The organism is Vibrio sp. 10N.286.48.F5 (genome assembly GCF_041469785.1).
Lineage (GTDB): Bacteria > Pseudomonadota > Gammaproteobacteria > Enterobacterales > Vibrionaceae > Vibrio > Vibrio crassostreae_C.
Window position 1 is genome coordinate 462,708 of record NZ_JBFRLG010000004.1, and the last position, 17,192, is coordinate 479,899.

General features: G+C 44.2%; 15 protein-coding genes. 2 read left to right on the forward strand and 13 right to left on the reverse strand.

Annotated elements, in window-relative coordinates:
* Positions 1–54 precede the first annotated feature (54 nt).
* The 11 genes from AB4185_RS04900 to AB4185_RS04950 all read right to left on the reverse strand — a co-directional run bounded on the left by AB4185_RS04900 (position 55) and on the right by AB4185_RS04950 (position 13,137).
* A complete protein-coding gene (locus tag AB4185_RS04900; RefSeq protein WP_372103337.1) occupies positions 55–1,431 on the reverse strand; it encodes an O-antigen ligase family protein in 1,377 nt (458 codons plus the stop codon).
* Positions 1,432–1,683: 252 nt separating this feature from the next.
* The gene (locus tag AB4185_RS04905; protein WP_372135016.1) at positions 1,684–2,790 is read right to left on the reverse strand and encodes a glycosyltransferase family 4 protein; all 1,107 of its coding nucleotides are present in this window, start codon (positions 2,788–2,790) and stop codon (positions 1,684–1,686) included.
* Positions 2,771–4,282 (reverse strand): sigma-54 dependent transcriptional regulator, encoded by a 1,512-nt coding sequence (locus tag AB4185_RS04910; RefSeq protein ID WP_136978470.1) that lies wholly within the window; start codon positions 4,280–4,282, stop codon positions 2,771–2,773. Before AB4185_RS04910 ends, AB4185_RS04905 begins: the two co-directional genes overlap by 20 nt.
* Before the next feature lie 223 nt (positions 4,283–4,505).
* Positions 4,506–4,910 carry an Hpt domain-containing protein gene (locus AB4185_RS04915; RefSeq protein WP_017059589.1) on the reverse strand — a complete coding sequence of 135 codons (405 nt, stop codon included), beginning with the start codon at positions 4,908–4,910 and terminating at the stop codon, positions 4,506–4,508.
* Between the two features lie 394 nt (positions 4,911–5,304).
* Positions 5,305–6,537 carry a glycine betaine/L-proline ABC transporter ATP-binding protein gene (locus AB4185_RS04920; protein WP_017059590.1) on the reverse strand — a complete coding sequence of 411 codons (1,233 nt, stop codon included), beginning with the start codon at positions 6,535–6,537 and terminating at the stop codon, positions 5,305–5,307.
* On the reverse strand, positions 6,530–7,429 hold the full coding sequence (locus tag AB4185_RS04925) for a proline/glycine betaine ABC transporter permease (RefSeq protein ID WP_017059591.1): 900 nt from the start codon (positions 7,427–7,429) through the stop codon (positions 6,530–6,532). The genes AB4185_RS04920 and AB4185_RS04925 overlap by 8 nt, the downstream gene beginning before the upstream one ends.
* 147 nt (positions 7,430–7,576) lie before the next feature.
* Positions 7,577–8,569 carry an ABC transporter substrate-binding protein gene (locus AB4185_RS04930; protein WP_017063893.1) on the reverse strand — a complete coding sequence of 331 codons (993 nt, stop codon included), beginning with the start codon at positions 8,567–8,569 and terminating at the stop codon, positions 7,577–7,579.
* Positions 8,570–9,123: 554 nt separating this feature from the next.
* Complete coding sequence (locus AB4185_RS04935; RefSeq protein WP_017059593.1) at positions 9,124–9,813, reverse strand: tyrosine-protein kinase family protein; 690 nt, start codon at positions 9,811–9,813, stop codon at positions 9,124–9,126.
* Positions 9,813–11,912, reverse strand: a complete 2,100-nt coding sequence (locus AB4185_RS04940; protein WP_372135018.1) for an SLBB domain-containing protein — start codon at positions 11,910–11,912, stop codon at positions 9,813–9,815. Before AB4185_RS04940 ends, AB4185_RS04935 begins: the two co-directional genes overlap by 1 nt.
* A complete protein-coding gene (locus tag AB4185_RS04945) occupies positions 11,909–12,745 on the reverse strand; it encodes an OmpA family protein (RefSeq protein ID WP_017067078.1) in 837 nt (278 codons plus the stop codon). Before AB4185_RS04945 ends, AB4185_RS04940 begins: the two co-directional genes overlap by 4 nt.
* A gap of 62 nt (positions 12,746–12,807) precedes the next feature.
* Positions 12,808–13,137, reverse strand: a complete 330-nt coding sequence (locus AB4185_RS04950; RefSeq protein WP_102333326.1) for an STAS domain-containing protein — start codon at positions 13,135–13,137, stop codon at positions 12,808–12,810.
* 311 nt (positions 13,138–13,448) lie between these two features.
* Here AB4185_RS04950 and AB4185_RS04955 point away from each other — a divergent pair, with 311 nt between their 5' ends.
* The gene (locus AB4185_RS04955; RefSeq protein WP_372135074.1) at positions 13,449–14,291 is read left to right on the forward strand and encodes a DNA ligase; all 843 of its coding nucleotides are present in this window, start codon (positions 13,449–13,451) and stop codon (positions 14,289–14,291) included.
* A gap of 101 nt (positions 14,292–14,392) precedes the next feature.
* On the opposite strand, the gene AB4185_RS04960 is transcribed toward AB4185_RS04955, so the two are convergent.
* The gene (locus tag AB4185_RS04960; RefSeq protein ID WP_136974276.1) at positions 14,393–15,763 is read right to left on the reverse strand and encodes an MATE family efflux transporter; all 1,371 of its coding nucleotides are present in this window, start codon (positions 15,761–15,763) and stop codon (positions 14,393–14,395) included.
* A 453-nt stretch (positions 15,764–16,216) separates the two neighbouring features.
* On the opposite strand from AB4185_RS04960, the gene AB4185_RS04965 reads away from it, so the two are divergent.
* Positions 16,217–16,825 (forward strand): riboflavin synthase subunit alpha, encoded by a 609-nt coding sequence (locus AB4185_RS04965; protein WP_102333328.1) that lies wholly within the window; start codon positions 16,217–16,219, stop codon positions 16,823–16,825.
* Positions 16,826–16,933: 108 nt separating this feature from the next.
* On the opposite strand, the gene AB4185_RS04970 is transcribed toward AB4185_RS04965, so the two are convergent.
* Positions 16,934–17,137: a CPXCG motif-containing cysteine-rich protein gene (locus tag AB4185_RS04970; protein WP_017059600.1), complete on the reverse strand. Its 204-nt coding sequence runs from the start codon at positions 17,135–17,137 to the stop codon at positions 16,934–16,936.
* Positions 17,138–17,192: the final 55 nt, after the last annotated feature.

Genomic DNA, 17,192 nt, shown 5'->3' on the forward strand with positions numbered 1-17,192 from the left:
ATATATTGTGCCATCTAATAAATATAATATTTTCAATAGGTTAAAATGTGTCTTTTAGGTTTTCTCATTTTGACAGGCAGTTTGAGATACTTTTGAGACGCAAACTGTGAGTGCTGCGAGGATATAAATCGGCCAGTTGAAGCCTTGAGTCAAAAATGTACCCGACACGATTGTTCCAATCAGACCTGCATAGATCGCATAGGCGACCGCATTGAGTTCGGGGGCGATTTCTGTGGCCGAGTTTTTTAACCTCGTTAGCGTAGAGCGAGAGGTTTTGATCAAAGCAACGATAAGGCAGACAAAAATGATCAGACCAATAAAGCCTGTTTCTGCCAACACACCAAACCAGGTACTGTGAACGGCGTGATTCAGTCCGTCCCAATGCGAACTGTAAAAGAAGTAGTTCGAGAAGAAGTTGTTCAACCCTACGCCGGTCAGTGGATTCTCAACTGCCATCTTTATTGCTGCTTCCCAAGCATAGATTCGACCCATTGCAGATTCATCGATACCTTGTTCAGCGGCACCACCAGAAGATCTGTCTGAGATACCAGCAACTAAATAGAGCACCACGGCCGCGACAGTTCCCACTGAGATTAAGAGAACTTTAGAGCGCACTAGCTTCCACGCAAAAATACCAATCACCGCAATACAACCCAGTAATCCGCCACGGCTTTGAGTGGCAATAATGGCGGCGAGCAGTAACAGACAAACTAAGGCACTGATTAAACGTTTGGATCGTGAGATGCCAGTCGTGGTGGCTTGGCTTATTGTAAAGGCGAGTGGGAACATCAGTACCAGTGCTAGATCATTCGGGTCGCCTAACATAGAGCCAAAATCGCGGCCAATAGTCACGCGTGAGCCCTCGACAAGCCCAATACCATTTACTGAGTTGTACACGGCAATAGAGCTGACTAAAGCGCCAGCGTAGATAATCGTCATCGCGGTTTTTGCGAGATTTTCCGTGGTGTTTACTAGCCAAGTAATCGCAAGCGTCATCACTATAATTTTCCAATAAACGCCCTTGAATTCTGCTAGTGCTATTGGCCTGTTGGACGCGAAGATAATACCAATGAAAACCAATACCCAAAATATGGCGAGCCAATTTAAACAAGGGTGCCAGAAGATTTTAAGTTCTTTACTGATTAATGCATGCCATAGAAGAGCCGACAGAGCGCCTAATGAAAGCATCAGCGGTATTTTTAGCGAATAGAGCTGAGGTATAGCTTCGTGAATTCGGAAAAATGAAAAGACAACGAACAGTAAAACTAACCAGAATGTTTTGTTTAACACGAATAACCCGGCCAATGGCACAAGAGCGAGCGCCACAATGACAGCAGGGTGAGGCACAAAGTACCAAACAACACCAAGCCCAACACACAAGGTGCTGATCGTGATGATGACTGGCAATCTATTGGCTTCAGGGTTGACCATTGTGACCTCTATTGGCAAATAAACTCTTTAGGACTCGGCTCGTAATCTTTTTAAGACGTAGTTACGCCTGATGTTAAAGATTGCAAAGTGAGTGCCAGTTATGCATTTTGTTTAACTTACTGATTTAATGTTGGATTATTAAGTGAGGGCGTAGCCTTGAGGTGAGTTTTGTCATTTTGAGAATCAGTATAAAACTGACTAAAGTACTTAAATCATCAAGCCCAAATAACCAGTTATCGACTAAGGCTAGAATTAACGGTCGAGTTGATAGATTTCCAACAACTGCGGGACAACGGCTTGTGGAGAGTATTGGTTTTTCACGGTTTCTATCGCGTGACTCTTGAGAGAGTTACGTTGCTCGTTCGTCAATGACATCCACAAAGATAAAAACTGTTCTAGCTCAGCTTCTGAATTTGCAAGGTAGCCGTTAACTTGATGCTCGATGAGTTGAGGCAAGTTACCAACTGAGGTGGCGAGAACGGGAATGCCACGAATCATGGCTTCTAATGCCGCCATAGGTAAGCCTTCAAAGCGAGAAGGGATGATTAACAGATCGATTTGGCTCCAGACGTCGTCCATATTGGTCTGATGCCCATGAAAGGTCACATTATCAGGCTGCGATTTAACTAAGATGTCCATTTCTGGCCCGTCACCAAAAAGCTCAAACCGAACATCAGGAAACTGTTTGGCTAATGCAACAAATCGATCAGGCGCTTTTTCATGGCTCAATCGCCCCACAAAACCAACATGGAATGGGCTTGATGAAGGGGAGCTTGTTAACCCGGTTGGCATTTTAACAAAGTTATTCAATTGATGGGTTTGACTCGGCACTTTCGCTTTAATCTTTTCACTGACCACGAGCGACTGATCAGAAAGAAAACTGCTGTAACGGTCGAGCCAATCATAAAGCCATACTTTGCCTGTTGGGGTTTCGCCTGCGTGATAAGTGGTGATTTGCTTTGTGTTGTTGAAACGAGGCGGAAGCTTGATTAACTTGCTGACCAAACTGGCTTTGTAACCATGAGCATGGATAAGCATTGGTTGATAATGTTGAACTGCACGTTTCAGCTGTGTCGCGCTATTGCCATTTGAATCTACAGAACATGAGGCTAAATCGGAGAGGTAACTAAAAGGGATGTTCAGCGCATTCAACTTTTCAACGATGATCGCTTCAGGATTAAACTTAGTCAAAAGAACGATACGAACAGCCTCTGAATACTGAGCGCTTTCCGATATCAGGCCTTGTGCTAATTCTAAAACATGCGTTTCTATGCCTCCAAAAGTTTGGCTGTCGATCAACAGCCAAATCTCATGAAGGTTTATGTCGAGTATACCTTGGTTAGGCTTGATTGTACTCATCTTCCGATTCCCAAGCCTGTTTCTTACGATAAACAGTAGAAGGGCTAAGTTCTAACAGCACAGCAGCGTTTAACACATTCCCATCGCAATGATTGATGGCATGTTGAATGGCTTCACGTTCTATTTGCCACATTGGACGAATAGCACCTTCGCTTGTGGTAAATGCAGGCGTCATCGGCTCATTGTGAGCTTGAGCAACTGACGATTGTTCCAACTCTTCCGGAGTAATCGGTGGCAACTTAGCTTCTGGTGCTTCAACAACTGCAGGTTGAGGCGCAGTTACTCGAATTGGTGTCACTGATTTAGATGATGGAGCGGCATCTACTTTATTAATCGGAGGCGGTAACATGTCTTTAGTCACGCTCGTTTCATTGTTCAACACCACTATGTTACGGATGATGTTTTGCAACTGACGCACATTGCCTGGCCACGCATAACGTTTAAGTAGATTCTGCGTTTCTTTGTCTATTGATTTAAACTTCTTCTTATCTTGCTTCGCGTACAGCTTCAAGAAATGATTGCAAAGAGTGACAATGTCACTCCCTCGCTCGCGAAGCGGTGGCATCTCGATAGGCACAACGTGAACACGATAGTAAAGGTCTTCTCTAAAACGTCCTTCTTCTACTTCAACCAGTGGATCGCGGTTGGTCGCACAGATAATTCTGACATCCACTTTAATCTCGCGGTTGCCACCGAGTGGAGTAAACGTACCAGTTTGCAAAAATCTGAGGAGCTTCTTCTGCATCTCCAGTTCCATTTCACAAAGCTCATCGAGAAATAGGGTACCGCCATGCGCTTGCATTGCTGCACCTTTACGGTCGGTTGTCGCACCGGTAAACGCACCTTTAACGTGACCGAAGATTTCACTCTCCATTAGGTCTCGAGGGATAGCGCCGCAGTTAATGGCCACGAAGGGTTTACCATTACGCTGACTCTCTTGGTGAATCGCTTCCGCACACACTTCTTTACCTGTACCACTTTCGCCGTTAATAAACACGCTGGCAGTGGTTGGTGCTACCGAATCAATGATCTTGTAAACCGCCTGCATGGGTAGGCAAGAGCCAATGAAATTATGAAAACGATCACGATCGAATTTGCTTTGCATGTTATCGACGAGGTTTTCGAGTTTCGCTCTTTTTAGATGCAAGCTAACAGAGGTCTTGAGTCGATCGGCTTGAATGGGTTTCTCTAAGAAGTCTTCTGCACCGCGTTGGATAAGGTCTACCGCGATGTTTACTGAACCATGCGCTGTCGCGATGATGACAGCGGTCGGTATTTCGTTAGCAGTAATCCAATCTAAGACTTCTTCGCCTGGCATGTCAGGAAGCTTAAGGTCGAGAATCACAAGCTGTGGAGAGTGCCTTTCAATGAAGGTCTTAGCTTCCGCGCCGGTTTCGACGTGGAAAATATCATAGGGCTCGTCTTTTACGTACTGCTTGTAGAGTACGGCGAGTGAGGTGGAGTCTTCAACTAACAATACCTTAGGGCGCATTGTGTATTCCTTTTGAAACTTTATCCTAACCAATCAATAACATAGTGATATGCAACCATCAATACGAGTCTTGTGTATTTGTTATCTACCACATGCAATCTTTTAAGAAGCGGCCTGTATAACTTCTCGCATTGCTGTTCATGATGGAGCCCATCTTATGGCGACTATATTAATAACGACTGTTTTGAGTTTTTAATCTGATACCGATAATGAACATGCAAAGCTAGCTGAAGCCTGCCTCTTTCCTTTCAAGCAAGGCTTTTATTGAACGCTCTGCGAGCTCTAGTAATTCATCAACTTGTCGAAATGCCGCATCATGACTCTGTTCTAAACATAGCTTTTCTAAAGCTCGAGCTAATTCACCCAAAGGGCGATTACCTAACGAAAGCGCTGTGCTGCCGAGAGTGTGGACCTCGAACTCAAGTGTTTGAGCGTCTTTCTGCGTGACTGCCTCTTTTATAGCGACCAAGCGTGTTTGTGATTCTTCGACATAATGGTCGATCAAGATAGGGATAATGTCCGCACTTGTATCGCGAATCATTTGCTCCAGAACGCTTTCATCGACAAGCTCGCTCACTTGTTGTGAGTTTAGATTTGTAGCTGCGTCTGACGCTAAAGTAGAATTCATCAAACTAAGTCCTTTTATTGAGCTTAATATCTGTTAATACTATTAAGTTTTAGTCATTTTCTAGAATAATTTCAACTGGTTGCCGTACAAATAGAGCATTTAATTGGCATCTCACTCATCTTGCTATTGGGTTTGTGACAAACCTAACGGACTGATTTTATTTTGTTTTCTCTTATGAAATATAAACTTAGGTGCCTATAAAGCCTAAGGTGCGGGTAGATCTCAGAAGAAAACGAGCCCGATACAAATAAAAAAGACCACTGCAGTGAAATAACAACAGTGGTCTTAGAGCGGTTTATGTAGTTTAGGCTAATCTAAATAGCAATAACTCAAATAACGATAACCCAAACAATGATAATTTAAACAGCCGTGCTTTAAATCACGAAAAGTAGGACTACGAAGCTTTATCAATTTTTGGCTTTGGGTCGGCTTCTACTTCTTCCTCGCTACTTTCTGAGAAGATATCAGCAACAGCGCTTCTCTCGAGTTCACCTTTTAGATTACCGTCTTCATCAACAACTGGAAGAGAGTAGTCACAAGACATAGTGTCCGGTAGCACTTCTTCAATCACCGCATCTGGTAAGATGGCAGGGACTTCTTCGTATATCTCATCACTAAAATCATGTACCGATGAATCTTCAACGGCGTCTTGTAGACTTTCTTGTGTGACTAGGCCTTGATAGCCGTCATCTGTTACGTGATAAGCGTAATCGTTTTTAAGCATCTTCATTTGTGCCAAAGCACCTTCAATTGTTTCTGATGTGATTCGATACAGAGGAGGCTGCATAACGGTTTCAACGGTCAGTGCACGAGCACGGTTTACGTCTTTCACGAACGCTTCCACGTAATCATCGGCTGGATTTAGCAGAATCTCATGTGGTGTGCCTTGTTGTACTAACTCGCCGTCTTTCAAAATTGCGATTCTATCGCCTAGGCGGAGTGCTTCGTCCAGATCATGTGTGATGAAAACAATCGTCTTATGAAGCTTCTCTTGAAGTTCAATAAGCTGGTCTTGCATTTCACTTCGAATCAAAGGGTCGAGTGCCGAAAAGGCTTCATCCATTAACAAGATTTCAGCGTTAGTACACAGAGCGCGCGAAAGCCCAACACGTTGTTGCTGACCACCTGAAAGTTGCGCTGGGTATTGCTTGCCGTAACCTTTTAAGCCCACCGTTTCTAACCATTCGTTGGCTTTCGCTAAACGGTCTTCTTTTTTGATGCCTTGTACTTCCAACCCGTACGCAACGTTTTCAACCACAGTGCGATGAGGCATTAAGCCAAAGCGTTGGAATACCATCGACATTTTATGACGACGGAACTCTTCTAGCTGTTTAGTGTTGAGGCTCATCACATCAATGCCTTCAACCATGATTTTACCTTGAGTCGGGTCAATCAAACGGTTGAAGTGGCGGATCAGCGTCGATTTACCCGAGCCAGAAAGCCCCATGATAACGAAGATTTCACCACGGTTAATCTCAAGGTTGATCTCTTTCAAACCAACGGTATGACCCGTATCCGCAAGAATCTGATCTTTGTGTTCGCCGTTTTGAACTCGGTTCATAACAGACATTGGTTTCGGTCCAAACACCTTGTACAGACCACTAATTTCAATCAATGGTTTAGTCATGCTTGAATCCTCCTAAATGCGCATTAGTTCTTCTTGCGTACGCTTGTGAAGCGCGGTCAAAAAGGATTGCGAGGGCAACGATGGCGAAACCATTCATCAAGCCTAATGTGAAGTACTGGTTAGTAATCGATTTGAGAACCGGTTGTCCTAGGCCTTTCACACCAATCATGGATGCGATAACAACCATAGACAGTGCCATCATGATGGTTTGGTTAATACCCGCCATGATCGTTGGCATTGCTAGAGGAAGTTGAACACCCCATAAGCGTTGCTTTTTGCTCGCACCGAAAGCGGTAGCGGCTTCAAGGACTTCTTTATCAACTAAGCGTATGCCTAGGTTAGTTAGACGAATTACAGGTGGGATCGCGTAGATAACCACGGCGATTAGCCCTGGAATCTTACCGATGCCCAGTAGCATTACCACTGGAATCAAATAAACGAACGCAGGCATGGTTTGCATGATATCGAGCATCGGCGTAACAATTGACTGAGCTCGATTTGAACGAGCCATCGCAATACCAATCGGAATGCCCAAGAATATTGAAACCAAGGTACATACAGTGATGATACTGAGCGTCCGCATGGTGTCTTCCCACATTCCAAAGTAACCAATGAGAAGTAGAGAAGCAACACAGCCTAGAGCCAGTTTCCAAGAACGGCTTGCTGCGTAGACAAGGCTGGTACACACAGCCAGGACTATAATCCAAGGTGTTGAGATAAGGAGTTTTTCAAACCAAACGAGGAATGAAAGAAGAGGGTCAAAGAGAGATTCAATCATTTCGCCGTATTCACGGGAAAATTCACGGTATGCGCCATCTAGCGTCTTTTTTATGGTTCGTAAATCACCGCGTTCCATCTCTGGAAAGCTTGATAACCAATTGCTGTCAGCCATTTTATATCCTTATAGTTCGGAGCCACTTGTCCATGCGATAAGAAAATCGCTAATGAAAAGGGCTCCGAATCATGAATAACATCAAGTATAGCGACGTTATTTCTGTTTTATTGTTGAAGCGTAATTACTTGTTATTAAATCAAGCTCTTACAGCTCTGCTTCAACTTTCTTAGCCACTTCTTCAGAAACCCATGGGTGCCATACTTCTGGGAATTCACTTAAGAAATGCAGACTCGCTTCTTCGCCATCAGCTTGGTTGTCTTCCATCCAAGCAAGTAGCGAGTTCATTTTGTCGTTCGTGAAACCACGTTTAGTAAAGTAGTCGTATGCTTCAGGAGCACGTGACGCAAAACTTTCAGTGGTAATCGTGTGGACAGGTGAAGGCGGGTACATGGTTGCTTTTGGCGATTCACAATCTTCTTTGGTGGTACAGTTAAGGAACTCTTCCTCATTAACGCCACTGCCAAAGTCGACTTTAACCATGTCGTATTTACCTAGAACAGCGGTCGGTGCCCAGTAGTAACCAAACCAAGCTTCTTCACGTTCATAAGCTTTTGCGATAGAGCCAGATAAGCCGGCACTCGAGCCTGGATCAACAATCGTGAAACCGCTGTTTTCTAGCTCAAGAGCATTAAACAGGTTTCCGGCGCTGATCTGACAGTTCCAGCCTGCAGGGCAGCTGTAGAATGCAGATGTATCTGGGTCTTCAGGGTGTTTGAATAAGCTTGCGTTTTTGCGTACGCCTTCGATGGTTGCCATTTCAGGGTACTGTTTTACTAGGTAAGCTGGAACCCAAAAGCCTTCTTCGCCGCCGTTCACAAGTGCTTTACCTGCGTAGCGAAGACGTTTTTCTTCAACACCTTTATCTAATGCGTCTTTTAAGCTGTTGCTCCAAAGTTCAGGTGCAACATCAGGCTGGCCTTTTTCGATCATAGACGTGCCTGTTGGCATAGTGTCGCCAGGGATAAGTTCAGCATCACACCCATAACCATGTTCAAGGATGAATTGGTCGATATTGGCGATCAGTGTTGCAGAGTTCCAGTTCATATCTGCAATTGTTACGCTGCCACATTCTCCAGCGTTAGCATTACCGCTGGCTGCTGCTACTAACAAAAATACGGAGCTTAACTTGTATTTCATATTGAGTTTCCTTTCTCTTTAATAATACAACTAAGGTAATCAAGGTAAATTGATTATCTAAATTGCTCGATGGTGATCCTTTCCGTGTATTTGAACCATTTGAGCAGAAGGAGGGATGGGTGAAGTTTGAATAGATAAACGTGCAAAGTCAGTGAAGTGTGATTTGCCAATTCATCCACTGTGTTTCAACAGCCATCGGATAACTTTGTCAAACTATTACAAATTCGTCAAAAACCACCTCTATTTATAATCTTAGGGAATAATCGTACGAATTCCATCTTTGATGCGATTTACATGGCACTTTAACCGCCTGTGTCACATTACCGCTAAAGTTAGGTGTGGGGCTGTTGATTTTTGAAGGAATTTAAAGGGGGTAAGACCATGATTGATGTGTGTGAAATGCGTTGAATGGTTTTTAAAATCTTATTTTTAATAATAACTTCGCCAAAAATACCCAATTTGGTTTTGAGTTATTCAGAGCTTTTGGAGCTTGAAGTCTAATAGGATAGGTGGCTGTCATGGTTTAATGACAGCCAGAAAGTAGCAAAAGAAAGTTACATCGGAAGGTTCAAAAACTCATTTTGATACAGCTTGTTTGCCAAGCTATCGCGAAGCTTAGCGGGGATGAATTTCATTCGATTGATTTGTCTGACCATCTCTTGTGCAAAGCTAGGCTTTTGTTTCATGTTCATCACGCAGCCCATTAGGTTGATACTTTGTGCATCAAGCAGCTTTTTCGCTTGTTCTAGGTGGTGACTCGACGTTTCACCATAGGCGACAACCATCAATGTGCTGTCACAAGCACTCGCCACAGACTGAGCCGGAATGTTGCCTTTGTTTATGTTGAGAAGCGGTGAGGTATCAATGATGACTCTGTCGTATTTCTCTAACCATTTGTTGACCACGTTTTGTAACGTTGTCGGATCTTTATAAGCCAATTGCGTTGAAGCAACTTGTGGAGCAGGGACACCGATAAACGTACGCTGAGATTCAACATGTTCTATCAGTTGACCTTGCTGATTATCTTCTAGCATATTCAAATCTTTGAAAGCAGGGTTGAATAAGTTGAGATCAACATAAAGCGTTGAATGACCCGCAAGAAGAAAACGCTCGGCTAATGCGGTTGCAATAGATGTTACGCCGTCACCTGAATGGCAGGCGGTGACGCATATTGATTTTTGGCCGTTAAGTTCAGAAGCTAAATACAGTTGCTCGACTTCGGCATGGGTCGCTGAAATTGTCATTATAAAGCTCCTATTAATACGATGGTGGTGGTGATACGCAGTATGTCATCAAGTCCGACGCGTGCTTTTTCAATAAAGCTTTCGCGACGGTCTGGGATGTAAATCGTGTCACCAGCGCGTAGCACCGGCAAGTTGTAAATGTTCGCCGTTTTGCTGAATTCAACAAGGTCAAAAGTACGAGCCTGACCTTGGCAGCAAGACATATTGACGATGGTAATTTTTTCTACATAAGCATTGTCGGTAGGTCCTGCTGCTTCTGCCAGAATATCTAGAATGGTCATGTTGTCGTTGAACACATAACGCCCCGGATTGTTAATCGCACCAAGCACACGAACGGTTTCTTCTTTCGGTGTATCTAACCAGTTTTTGCCTTTCTCTGGGATGTAAATCGTGTCGCCAGTGGTTACGTTTGGCAGTAACGATTCGTCACCGGTTTCAAAGTACAGTGATAAGTTAAGTTTGCTTACTTGCGAATAGGTTTTGTCACGATGCGTTACTCGAACGTTGTGGATGTCGGCATCCTTTGTTGGACCGTCAGCCGCAGACAAGATATCAAGGAAGTGCATGTCTTTGGTGAAGCGGTAACGACCGGGTGCATTCACTTGTCCAAAGATGTAGATCGAAGCATCAGAGCTTTGACGAACCCATTGTGATTTATTGTCTGAAGGATCTTGTGGCAAGTCGTGAACACGCACGATAGAGCCCGCTCGAATTTGTGGCATTTGGTCACGTGGCGCACCATTTCGAATAAAATCATCAAGGTTAAACACAACTAGCTTTCTACCAGTAACAACTTCGATTTTCGATGTGTCAGCGCGTAGCGTAGGGCCACCGACGTGTGCCAATAATCCCATGAAATTCATTTCATCTGACCATTCAATACGACCAGGTCGATTCACCTCACCAATCACGTTAACTGCTCTGTCTGGCGTGATTTTCAACCAAGACTTCTCGTTCATGTCGTTTTTCTCGGGAACGAAAATCGCGTCACCAGCTTTGATGCTAGGAGGGTTAGAGTTAGGTAAGCCTTCAGTGTAAGCCGCTAAATCGAATTTAAGCACTCTGCCATCTGCTTTGATAACACGGATTTGTCGTGACTCTGCAAATCGAGTTGGGCCGCCCGCATTCGCCAAGATATCCATAAAGGTCGCGCCTTTTTTACCTTCAAAGGCACCAGGTGCTGCCACTTCGCCCATTACATAAACCATGTTCGCACCAGATTTGATTTCTTCTTCCTGTTTTGGCACAAAAATGGTTGAGCCTGGGCGTAGCACTGGCAGTAGACTTTCGTCACCAGAATCAAGGTAGCGCTTAAGGTTGAATAGCGTTGGAGTATTGTTTGAGATGACGCGGATTTGTTCGACACTGGCGTAGCGAGTGACGCCGCCAGAGCGCATTAAGACATCAACGAGATCGGTGTTTTCTTTATAAGTGAATGAACCAGGTGCGTTTACCTCACCGAAGACTTTAATTGAACTTCTTGAATCCGCGCTGTCACCCGAGTTGGCGAGCTTAGCAGGATCAAATTCTTGTTCAATATTACCAACCAGTGGAGAAGCTGGAACGAATAGTGAATCCAGTGATTGAAGAGTAGGTAATGCTGACTCGTCTCCTGAATCAAGGAATCGTTTGTAGTTAAACTCTTTCTTATCTGCGCCTCGCTTAAGAATCAGCTTATCCAGTTGCGCGCCCGGGCGTAAACCACCCGCAGCGTAAAGTGCCATTTGGATGCTAGAACCTAATGAGAGCGTGTATTCGCCAGGCTGTTCTACATAACCTTGCACGTAGATGATGATTTGCTGCTCTTTTACATACACTGAAGCGTTCGAAAGATCTTTGTAAGCGGTTGCCAGCGACTCTAGAACGACTTTGTTAAGCTGTTCGCTGTCGTAACCCGCAACAAACACAGCGCCTACTTCAGGAAGGGTAATACGGCCACGCTTATCCACTTGGAACCCCGTGTTTAAGGTACTTTCACCGGGTACGTTAACTTGGATAAGGTCACCGACTTGAACCGCGTCTGAAAACTCATCGTTAGCATTGACGACATTCGCAAAGCATAACGATAGGGTGATGATAAAAGCGATCAAGGATTTCATAATCCACCTCCCATTTTCTCGGCATTCTTAGGCGAGACAATTTCAATACTTACTCGGCGGTTCGTTAAACGCGTGCCGTCGGATTCACCTTCAAAAAGAGGGACGGTTTCGCCAACAGAGACGGCTTTGATTCGTTGAGCGCCTAGTCCAAAAATAGTCAGGTAGCGTTCGACTTGTTTCGCTCGTCCAAGTGCTAACTTGTCGTTGTATTCTTCGGCACCCGTTGCATCAGCATGGCCGGTAACAACAAGGTCTAGGGATTTGTGTTCTTTAAGTAAAGTGGTCGCCTCGGCCAGTCTTCCCATATATTTAGGATTTACTTCAGTCGAGTTTTCCGCAAATTGGTTGTCAACATTAAGCAGGTCATACAACTGTTCAATAACCGACAGTTGCATTCTAAATTGATTTTCATTTTTTGGTGGCTCACAGCGGGCTTGTGAAGTTACGTAATCCAGTTGGACCTCAAGTTCATTTAGGCGTTTTCTTTGGATCACTAAGTCGTTGGCTGCATCCAGTAGTAGACCGCCTTGAAGTTCACGAGCAATACGATTTTGCTTTTCGATTGCTTGAACAACAGCAGCGGGGAAGCACCAACGAGCGCCTTCTTGGATCAAGGCATCAAGGTGCAATTTAGCAAGCTGCCAATCAAAGCGTAATCCATGTTCTGGACCAAGAGGCTCGTCTGGCATGACAGGAGAGAAGTCTGAGTTTTGATAGTTAATAGAATCGTAACTTTCAGCCAAACCCCCTGTGCCTTGTTCAGGATAGCTAGTACAGCCACCCAGAACGAGAGCGGACAGAGAAAGGGCTATGTAGTTTTTCAGTATTTTCATGCCAACGTCCTATGTTTCTAATTTTTCTTATTATTTTTTGTTACTTCTAGCTTAGTGGTTCTTCATGAATTTGCAGGATTTTTTGAATTTACTGGGATAGCGTGGCCAATACGCAGCAAGCTCATAATTTCAAGCGGTTGCCCCGTCACATTTTCAAGTCGCATATTGCGCTCGCGTTCAGTCAGACGTTTGAACATATAAACAATTGCGCCAACCCCAGATGAATCTAAAAACTCAACTTGGCTAAAATCAACTTCGATTTCAGGGTGGCCATCGTTAGAAATCACATCATCGATGTCGGTTTGTGCATCACGACTGCCTGCTGCATCCAGATCACCGAAAATAGAAAGTATCAGTGTCGTTGTGTTTAAATCAATCTTACGTAGTTCCATAGCGATATCTCCTTTTAAGTATGTATGGACAACTGCACTGAATGTGCCAACTTTTATGTTGTTATTTTTCAATAAGTTATGTTTAGTACGAATTCCTATCTCAAATTGAGAAAAGACGTTTCTCAATATGAGAACTAAAAACGGCGGAATATATGAGAGTTATAGATCACTAATTTAATGAATAAATGAAAAGGTTAGATAAGGTTGATGAGTGGATCGCATCTTCTAGCAAAGGTTGTCTACCTACGTGTCAGAACGCTTAGGATTAAAGGCGTTTGTTGACTACTACAGATATCAATACGGAGCAGATGATGAGATTAACTAAATTGGCGATAGCAACTCTATGGGCGTGTTCGCTTTCTTCTCATTCATCCTATTTACCTCCCGACCATTTGGTACTGGCCAATACATACCAACAAGGCATTGATGTTTCTGAATACTGGAAGAGTGAAAAGCTTGATGGGATTCGGGCTCTTTGGGACGGACAACATCTTTATACACGCAATGGTAATCGCATTTACTCACCCAAGTGGTTTACTGAAAACTTGCCTAAGGTCCATCTCGAAGGAGAGTTGTGGGCAGGAAGGGGCAAGTTCCATCTCGTTCAATCTACCGTTCTCGACCATACGCCGAGTGACACAGCATGGCGCCAAATCGATTTCATGCTGTTTGATATGCCAGGCGCCGCAGGAGATTACCAAAAGCGCTATTACAACATTTTGCATTGGGTAAGCGTGATTGGAGAATCTCATGTCAGCTACATAGAACATGTACCAATTCACAGTGAAGAGGCTTTATTTCATCAACTTGATAATGTCGATGAGCGTAATGGCGAAGGTTTGATGCTTAGAAAGATCACCAGTCGTTATCAAGCAGGCCGAAGTAATGACCTGTTAAAGCTCAAAAGGCATCACGATGCCGAAGCCACAGTTATTGGCTACAAGAGCGGGACAGGGAAGTACAAAGGGATGATGGGGTCAATTTTGGTTCACACAGAAGAGGGTGTGGAATTTTATATAGGCAGCGGGTTCAGTGACCAAATGAGACTCGCACCGCCAGAGATCGGCAGCCGTATTACCTTTCGCTACAATGGTTTTACTCAAAACGGAAAACCCAAGTTTGCGCGCTTTGTTCGAGAGAAGAGTGAATACTAAGGCAGATGCGATCTACCTGACCATTAAACGAAAAAGAGCCCTGAAAATCAGAGCTCCTTTTTGTGTTCGAAATCAGATAGACCGACTTAGCGAGTGCGAATCTAACGAGAACTAAATTCTAACTGTACGTCATCATCCTGCTTGTGCATCCAGTGTAAGCGCATACCTAGCATAATCGCTGCTGACGTTAGACCGATAATGAAACCAATCCAGAAACCGTGTGCGCCCATAGGTTCAACAATCCAATCTTTCATTCCTAAGATGTAGCCGATAGGAAGACCAAGCAACCAGTAAGCTACGAAGGTAATGTTGAAGATTGAACGCATGTCTTTGTAGCCACGCAGAGCACCTGCAGCGATAACTTGGATGGCGTCGGTGCATTGGTAAACCGCCGCGAACAACAGCAACTGCATTGCAACGGTAATTACCGCGGTGTTCTCTGTGTAAAGTAATGCAACCTGTTCTCTGAACAGGACAGTTAACGCCGCTGTCATTAAGGCTGTCACTAAACCAACAATGATACCCACGTGTGTCGCTATCTTAGCGCCTTCGGTGTTGTTTTCGCCCAACTTATGGCCAACACGAATACTCACGGCTGCACCGATACTCATTGGAATCATGAAGACCAGCGAAGAGAAGTTGATCGCGACTTGGTGCGCGGCAACAATCAATGAACCCAATGGTGCAACTAACAGAGAAACCACCGCAAACAGAGTTACCTCGAAGAAGATAGCGGCCGCCACAGGGAAACCAAGTCTAAACAGACGAATTTGAGCTTTAAGTTGCGGTTTATGGAACGTACCGAAGATGTTGATTTTCGCCAAACGCTTTGATGTTAAAACGTAAGCGAACAGTAGTGCAAACATCACCCAATATACGATAGCCGTTGCAACGCCACAGCCAACACCGCCCAGAGCAGGAGCACCAAGTTTTCCGTATACGAACATCCAGTTAAGCGGGATGTTTAATAGCAAACCAATAAAACCAATCACCATCGCAGGCTTAGTTAAAGACATACCATCCGTAAAGCTTCGCAATGTTTGGAACAACAAAAATGCAGGTACAGCAAACATCACCGCATTCATATAGCCGATGGTCTTTTCCGCCATGAGTTGTTCAATGTCCATCCACTCCAATATCAATTGCGTCTGGAACAGGACGCCAATGATTGGAAGGGAAATGACGAGTGCTAAAAAAGCACCTTGTTGAATCTCAAATGGAATTTTGACTTGTCGACCAGAACCATTCAGTTGTGCAACGACAGGAACCAACGCCATCAATAGACCGACACCAAATAAGATTGATGGTAGCCAGATACTTGCTGCAATAGAAACCGCCGCCATATCGATAGCACTTACGCCACCGGCCATTACGGTATCAACAAACCCCATTCCAGTTTGTGCAACAGATGCGATCAATACTGGGGTCGCAAGTTTGATTAGATTCGAGGATTCTTCTTTGTAACGATGCACAAACAACTCCAAATAAGAGGGAAAATTAGAATAATAGTGTAGGAAAGGACATTCTGAAGGAATCAGAGACAATGATCTTAAGCTTCCACTGGACGAATCATAAAGAAATGTCACAATAACTGCTATGAAAAACTGTTATTAGGGCGTGTTGATCTTTCGAGCTGATTTTTGCAGCGAGTTGCTGGGCCTTTATACATGGCAGCGGCTTTGATGTGTAGCTAGCCTACATGAGAAGCCGATAACGTAGTAAAAATGACCAGCAAACGCCGCCCGAAGGGTTCGAGCTGGGCGCCCCCGCAAAAAGCGTTTTACTCTTTGTTGAGGGAGATTTGCTTAGGATGCTAGGCTACTTCCCCCTCGCCGCGATTAAAACGTTTTTGACTAGGCGTCCCCATCCGAACAAAATTTAACCGCGAAAGGTCAACACGCCCTAGAATACTAAATAGGAATCTTATGTTTACAGGTATCGTTCAAGGCATGGCAACACTGGTTGCTATCAACAAAAAAGAGTCGTTTCAAAGTCATACCATTGAGCTAAGCGATGAAATGGTTGAAGGATTAGCCATTGGTGCTTCAGTAGCTCATAACGGTTGTTGCTTAACGGTAACGGAAATTTCAGGTAACCAGATTGCTTTTGATTTAATGCAAGCGACATTGCGATTGACGAACTTAGGCCAACTGAATGTTGGTGACAAAGTGAATGTTGAGCGTGCAGCAAAGTTTGGTGACGAAATTGGCGGGCATAGCATGTCTGGCCACATTACTCTGATGGCTAACCTAGTCGATGTGATTAAAACAGAAAACAACCGTACGCTTTGGTTTGAGCTGCCTCAAGAATCAATGAAGTATGTGCTGAGTAAGGGTTACATCGGCGTTGATGGTTGTTCATTGACGATTGGTGAAGTGGAAGAGAACCGTTTCTCTGTTCACCTGATCCCAGAAACACTGAATCGTACTCTGTTTGGCGGCCGTGAAGTAGGCGACCAAGTAAACATTGAGTTTGATCCTCAAACACAAGCGATTGTTGATACTGTCGAGCGTGTATTAGCGAACCAGAAATAGCCACTAAGCGCATTTAATCGGTGGCAATAAAATCACACCGATGACCAAATTAAAAAAGAGCACGTGAGGTGCTCTTTTTTGATCATGGTTTAAACGAGAAACTGATTGTCAGAATACTTGTTCATCATCGGCATCAATCGAAAGGTTGATTCTGTCTCTTACTTCGTCAACCTGCATATCCAAATGAATGGCATTGCAACACGCTGGACAATCATCATAGAAGTCTTGGCTACCATTAGATGCATCAAGCGTGATGTTAATACCGTGCCCACAATGCGGACAGGAGACATGTTTCTCTGTGTATTTATGCATGGCAAATTCTCCTCACAGTAACTGATACCAATCGTATTCGGTTATAAACAGCTGT

Excerpts from the sequence above, each read along its gene's own strand:
- AB4185_RS04915 (WP_017059589.1), bottom strand. The coding sequence starts at position 4,910 with ATGAATTCTACTTTAGCGTCAGACGCAGCTACAAATCTAAACTCACAA.
- AB4185_RS04965 (WP_102333328.1), top strand. The coding sequence starts at position 16,217 with ATGTTTACAGGTATCGTTCAAGGCATGGCAACACTGGTTGCTATCAAC.
- AB4185_RS04930 (WP_017063893.1), bottom strand. The coding sequence starts at position 8,569 with ATGAAATACAAGTTAAGCTCCGTATTTTTGTTAGTAGCAGCAGCCAGC.
- AB4185_RS04970 (WP_017059600.1), bottom strand. The coding sequence starts at position 17,137 with ATGCATAAATACACAGAGAAACATGTCTCCTGTCCGCATTGTGGGCAC.
- AB4185_RS04945 (WP_017067078.1), bottom strand. The coding sequence starts at position 12,745 with ATGAAAATACTGAAAAACTACATAGCCCTTTCTCTGTCCGCTCTCGTT.
- AB4185_RS04955 (WP_372135074.1), top strand. The coding sequence starts at position 13,449 with ATGAGATTAACTAAATTGGCGATAGCAACTCTATGGGCGTGTTCGCTT.
- AB4185_RS04910 (WP_136978470.1), bottom strand. The coding sequence starts at position 4,282 with ATGCGCCCTAAGGTATTGTTAGTTGAAGACTCCACCTCACTCGCCGTA.
- AB4185_RS04940 (WP_372135018.1), bottom strand. The coding sequence starts at position 11,912 with ATGAAATCCTTGATCGCTTTTATCATCACCCTATCGTTATGCTTTGCG.
- AB4185_RS04905 (WP_372135016.1), bottom strand. The coding sequence starts at position 2,790 with ATGAGTACAATCAAGCCTAACCAAGGTATACTCGACATAAACCTTCAT.
- AB4185_RS04920 (WP_017059590.1), bottom strand. The coding sequence starts at position 6,537 with ATGACTAAACCATTGATTGAAATTAGTGGTCTGTACAAGGTGTTTGGA.
- AB4185_RS04935 (WP_017059593.1), bottom strand. The coding sequence starts at position 9,813 with ATGACAATTTCAGCGACCCATGCCGAAGTCGAGCAACTGTATTTAGCT.
- AB4185_RS04950 (WP_102333326.1), bottom strand. The coding sequence starts at position 13,137 with ATGGAACTACGTAAGATTGATTTAAACACAACGACACTGATACTTTCT.
- AB4185_RS04925 (WP_017059591.1), bottom strand. The coding sequence starts at position 7,429 with ATGGCTGACAGCAATTGGTTATCAAGCTTTCCAGAGATGGAACGCGGT.
- AB4185_RS04900 (WP_372103337.1), bottom strand. The coding sequence starts at position 1,431 with ATGGTCAACCCTGAAGCCAATAGATTGCCAGTCATCATCACGATCAGC.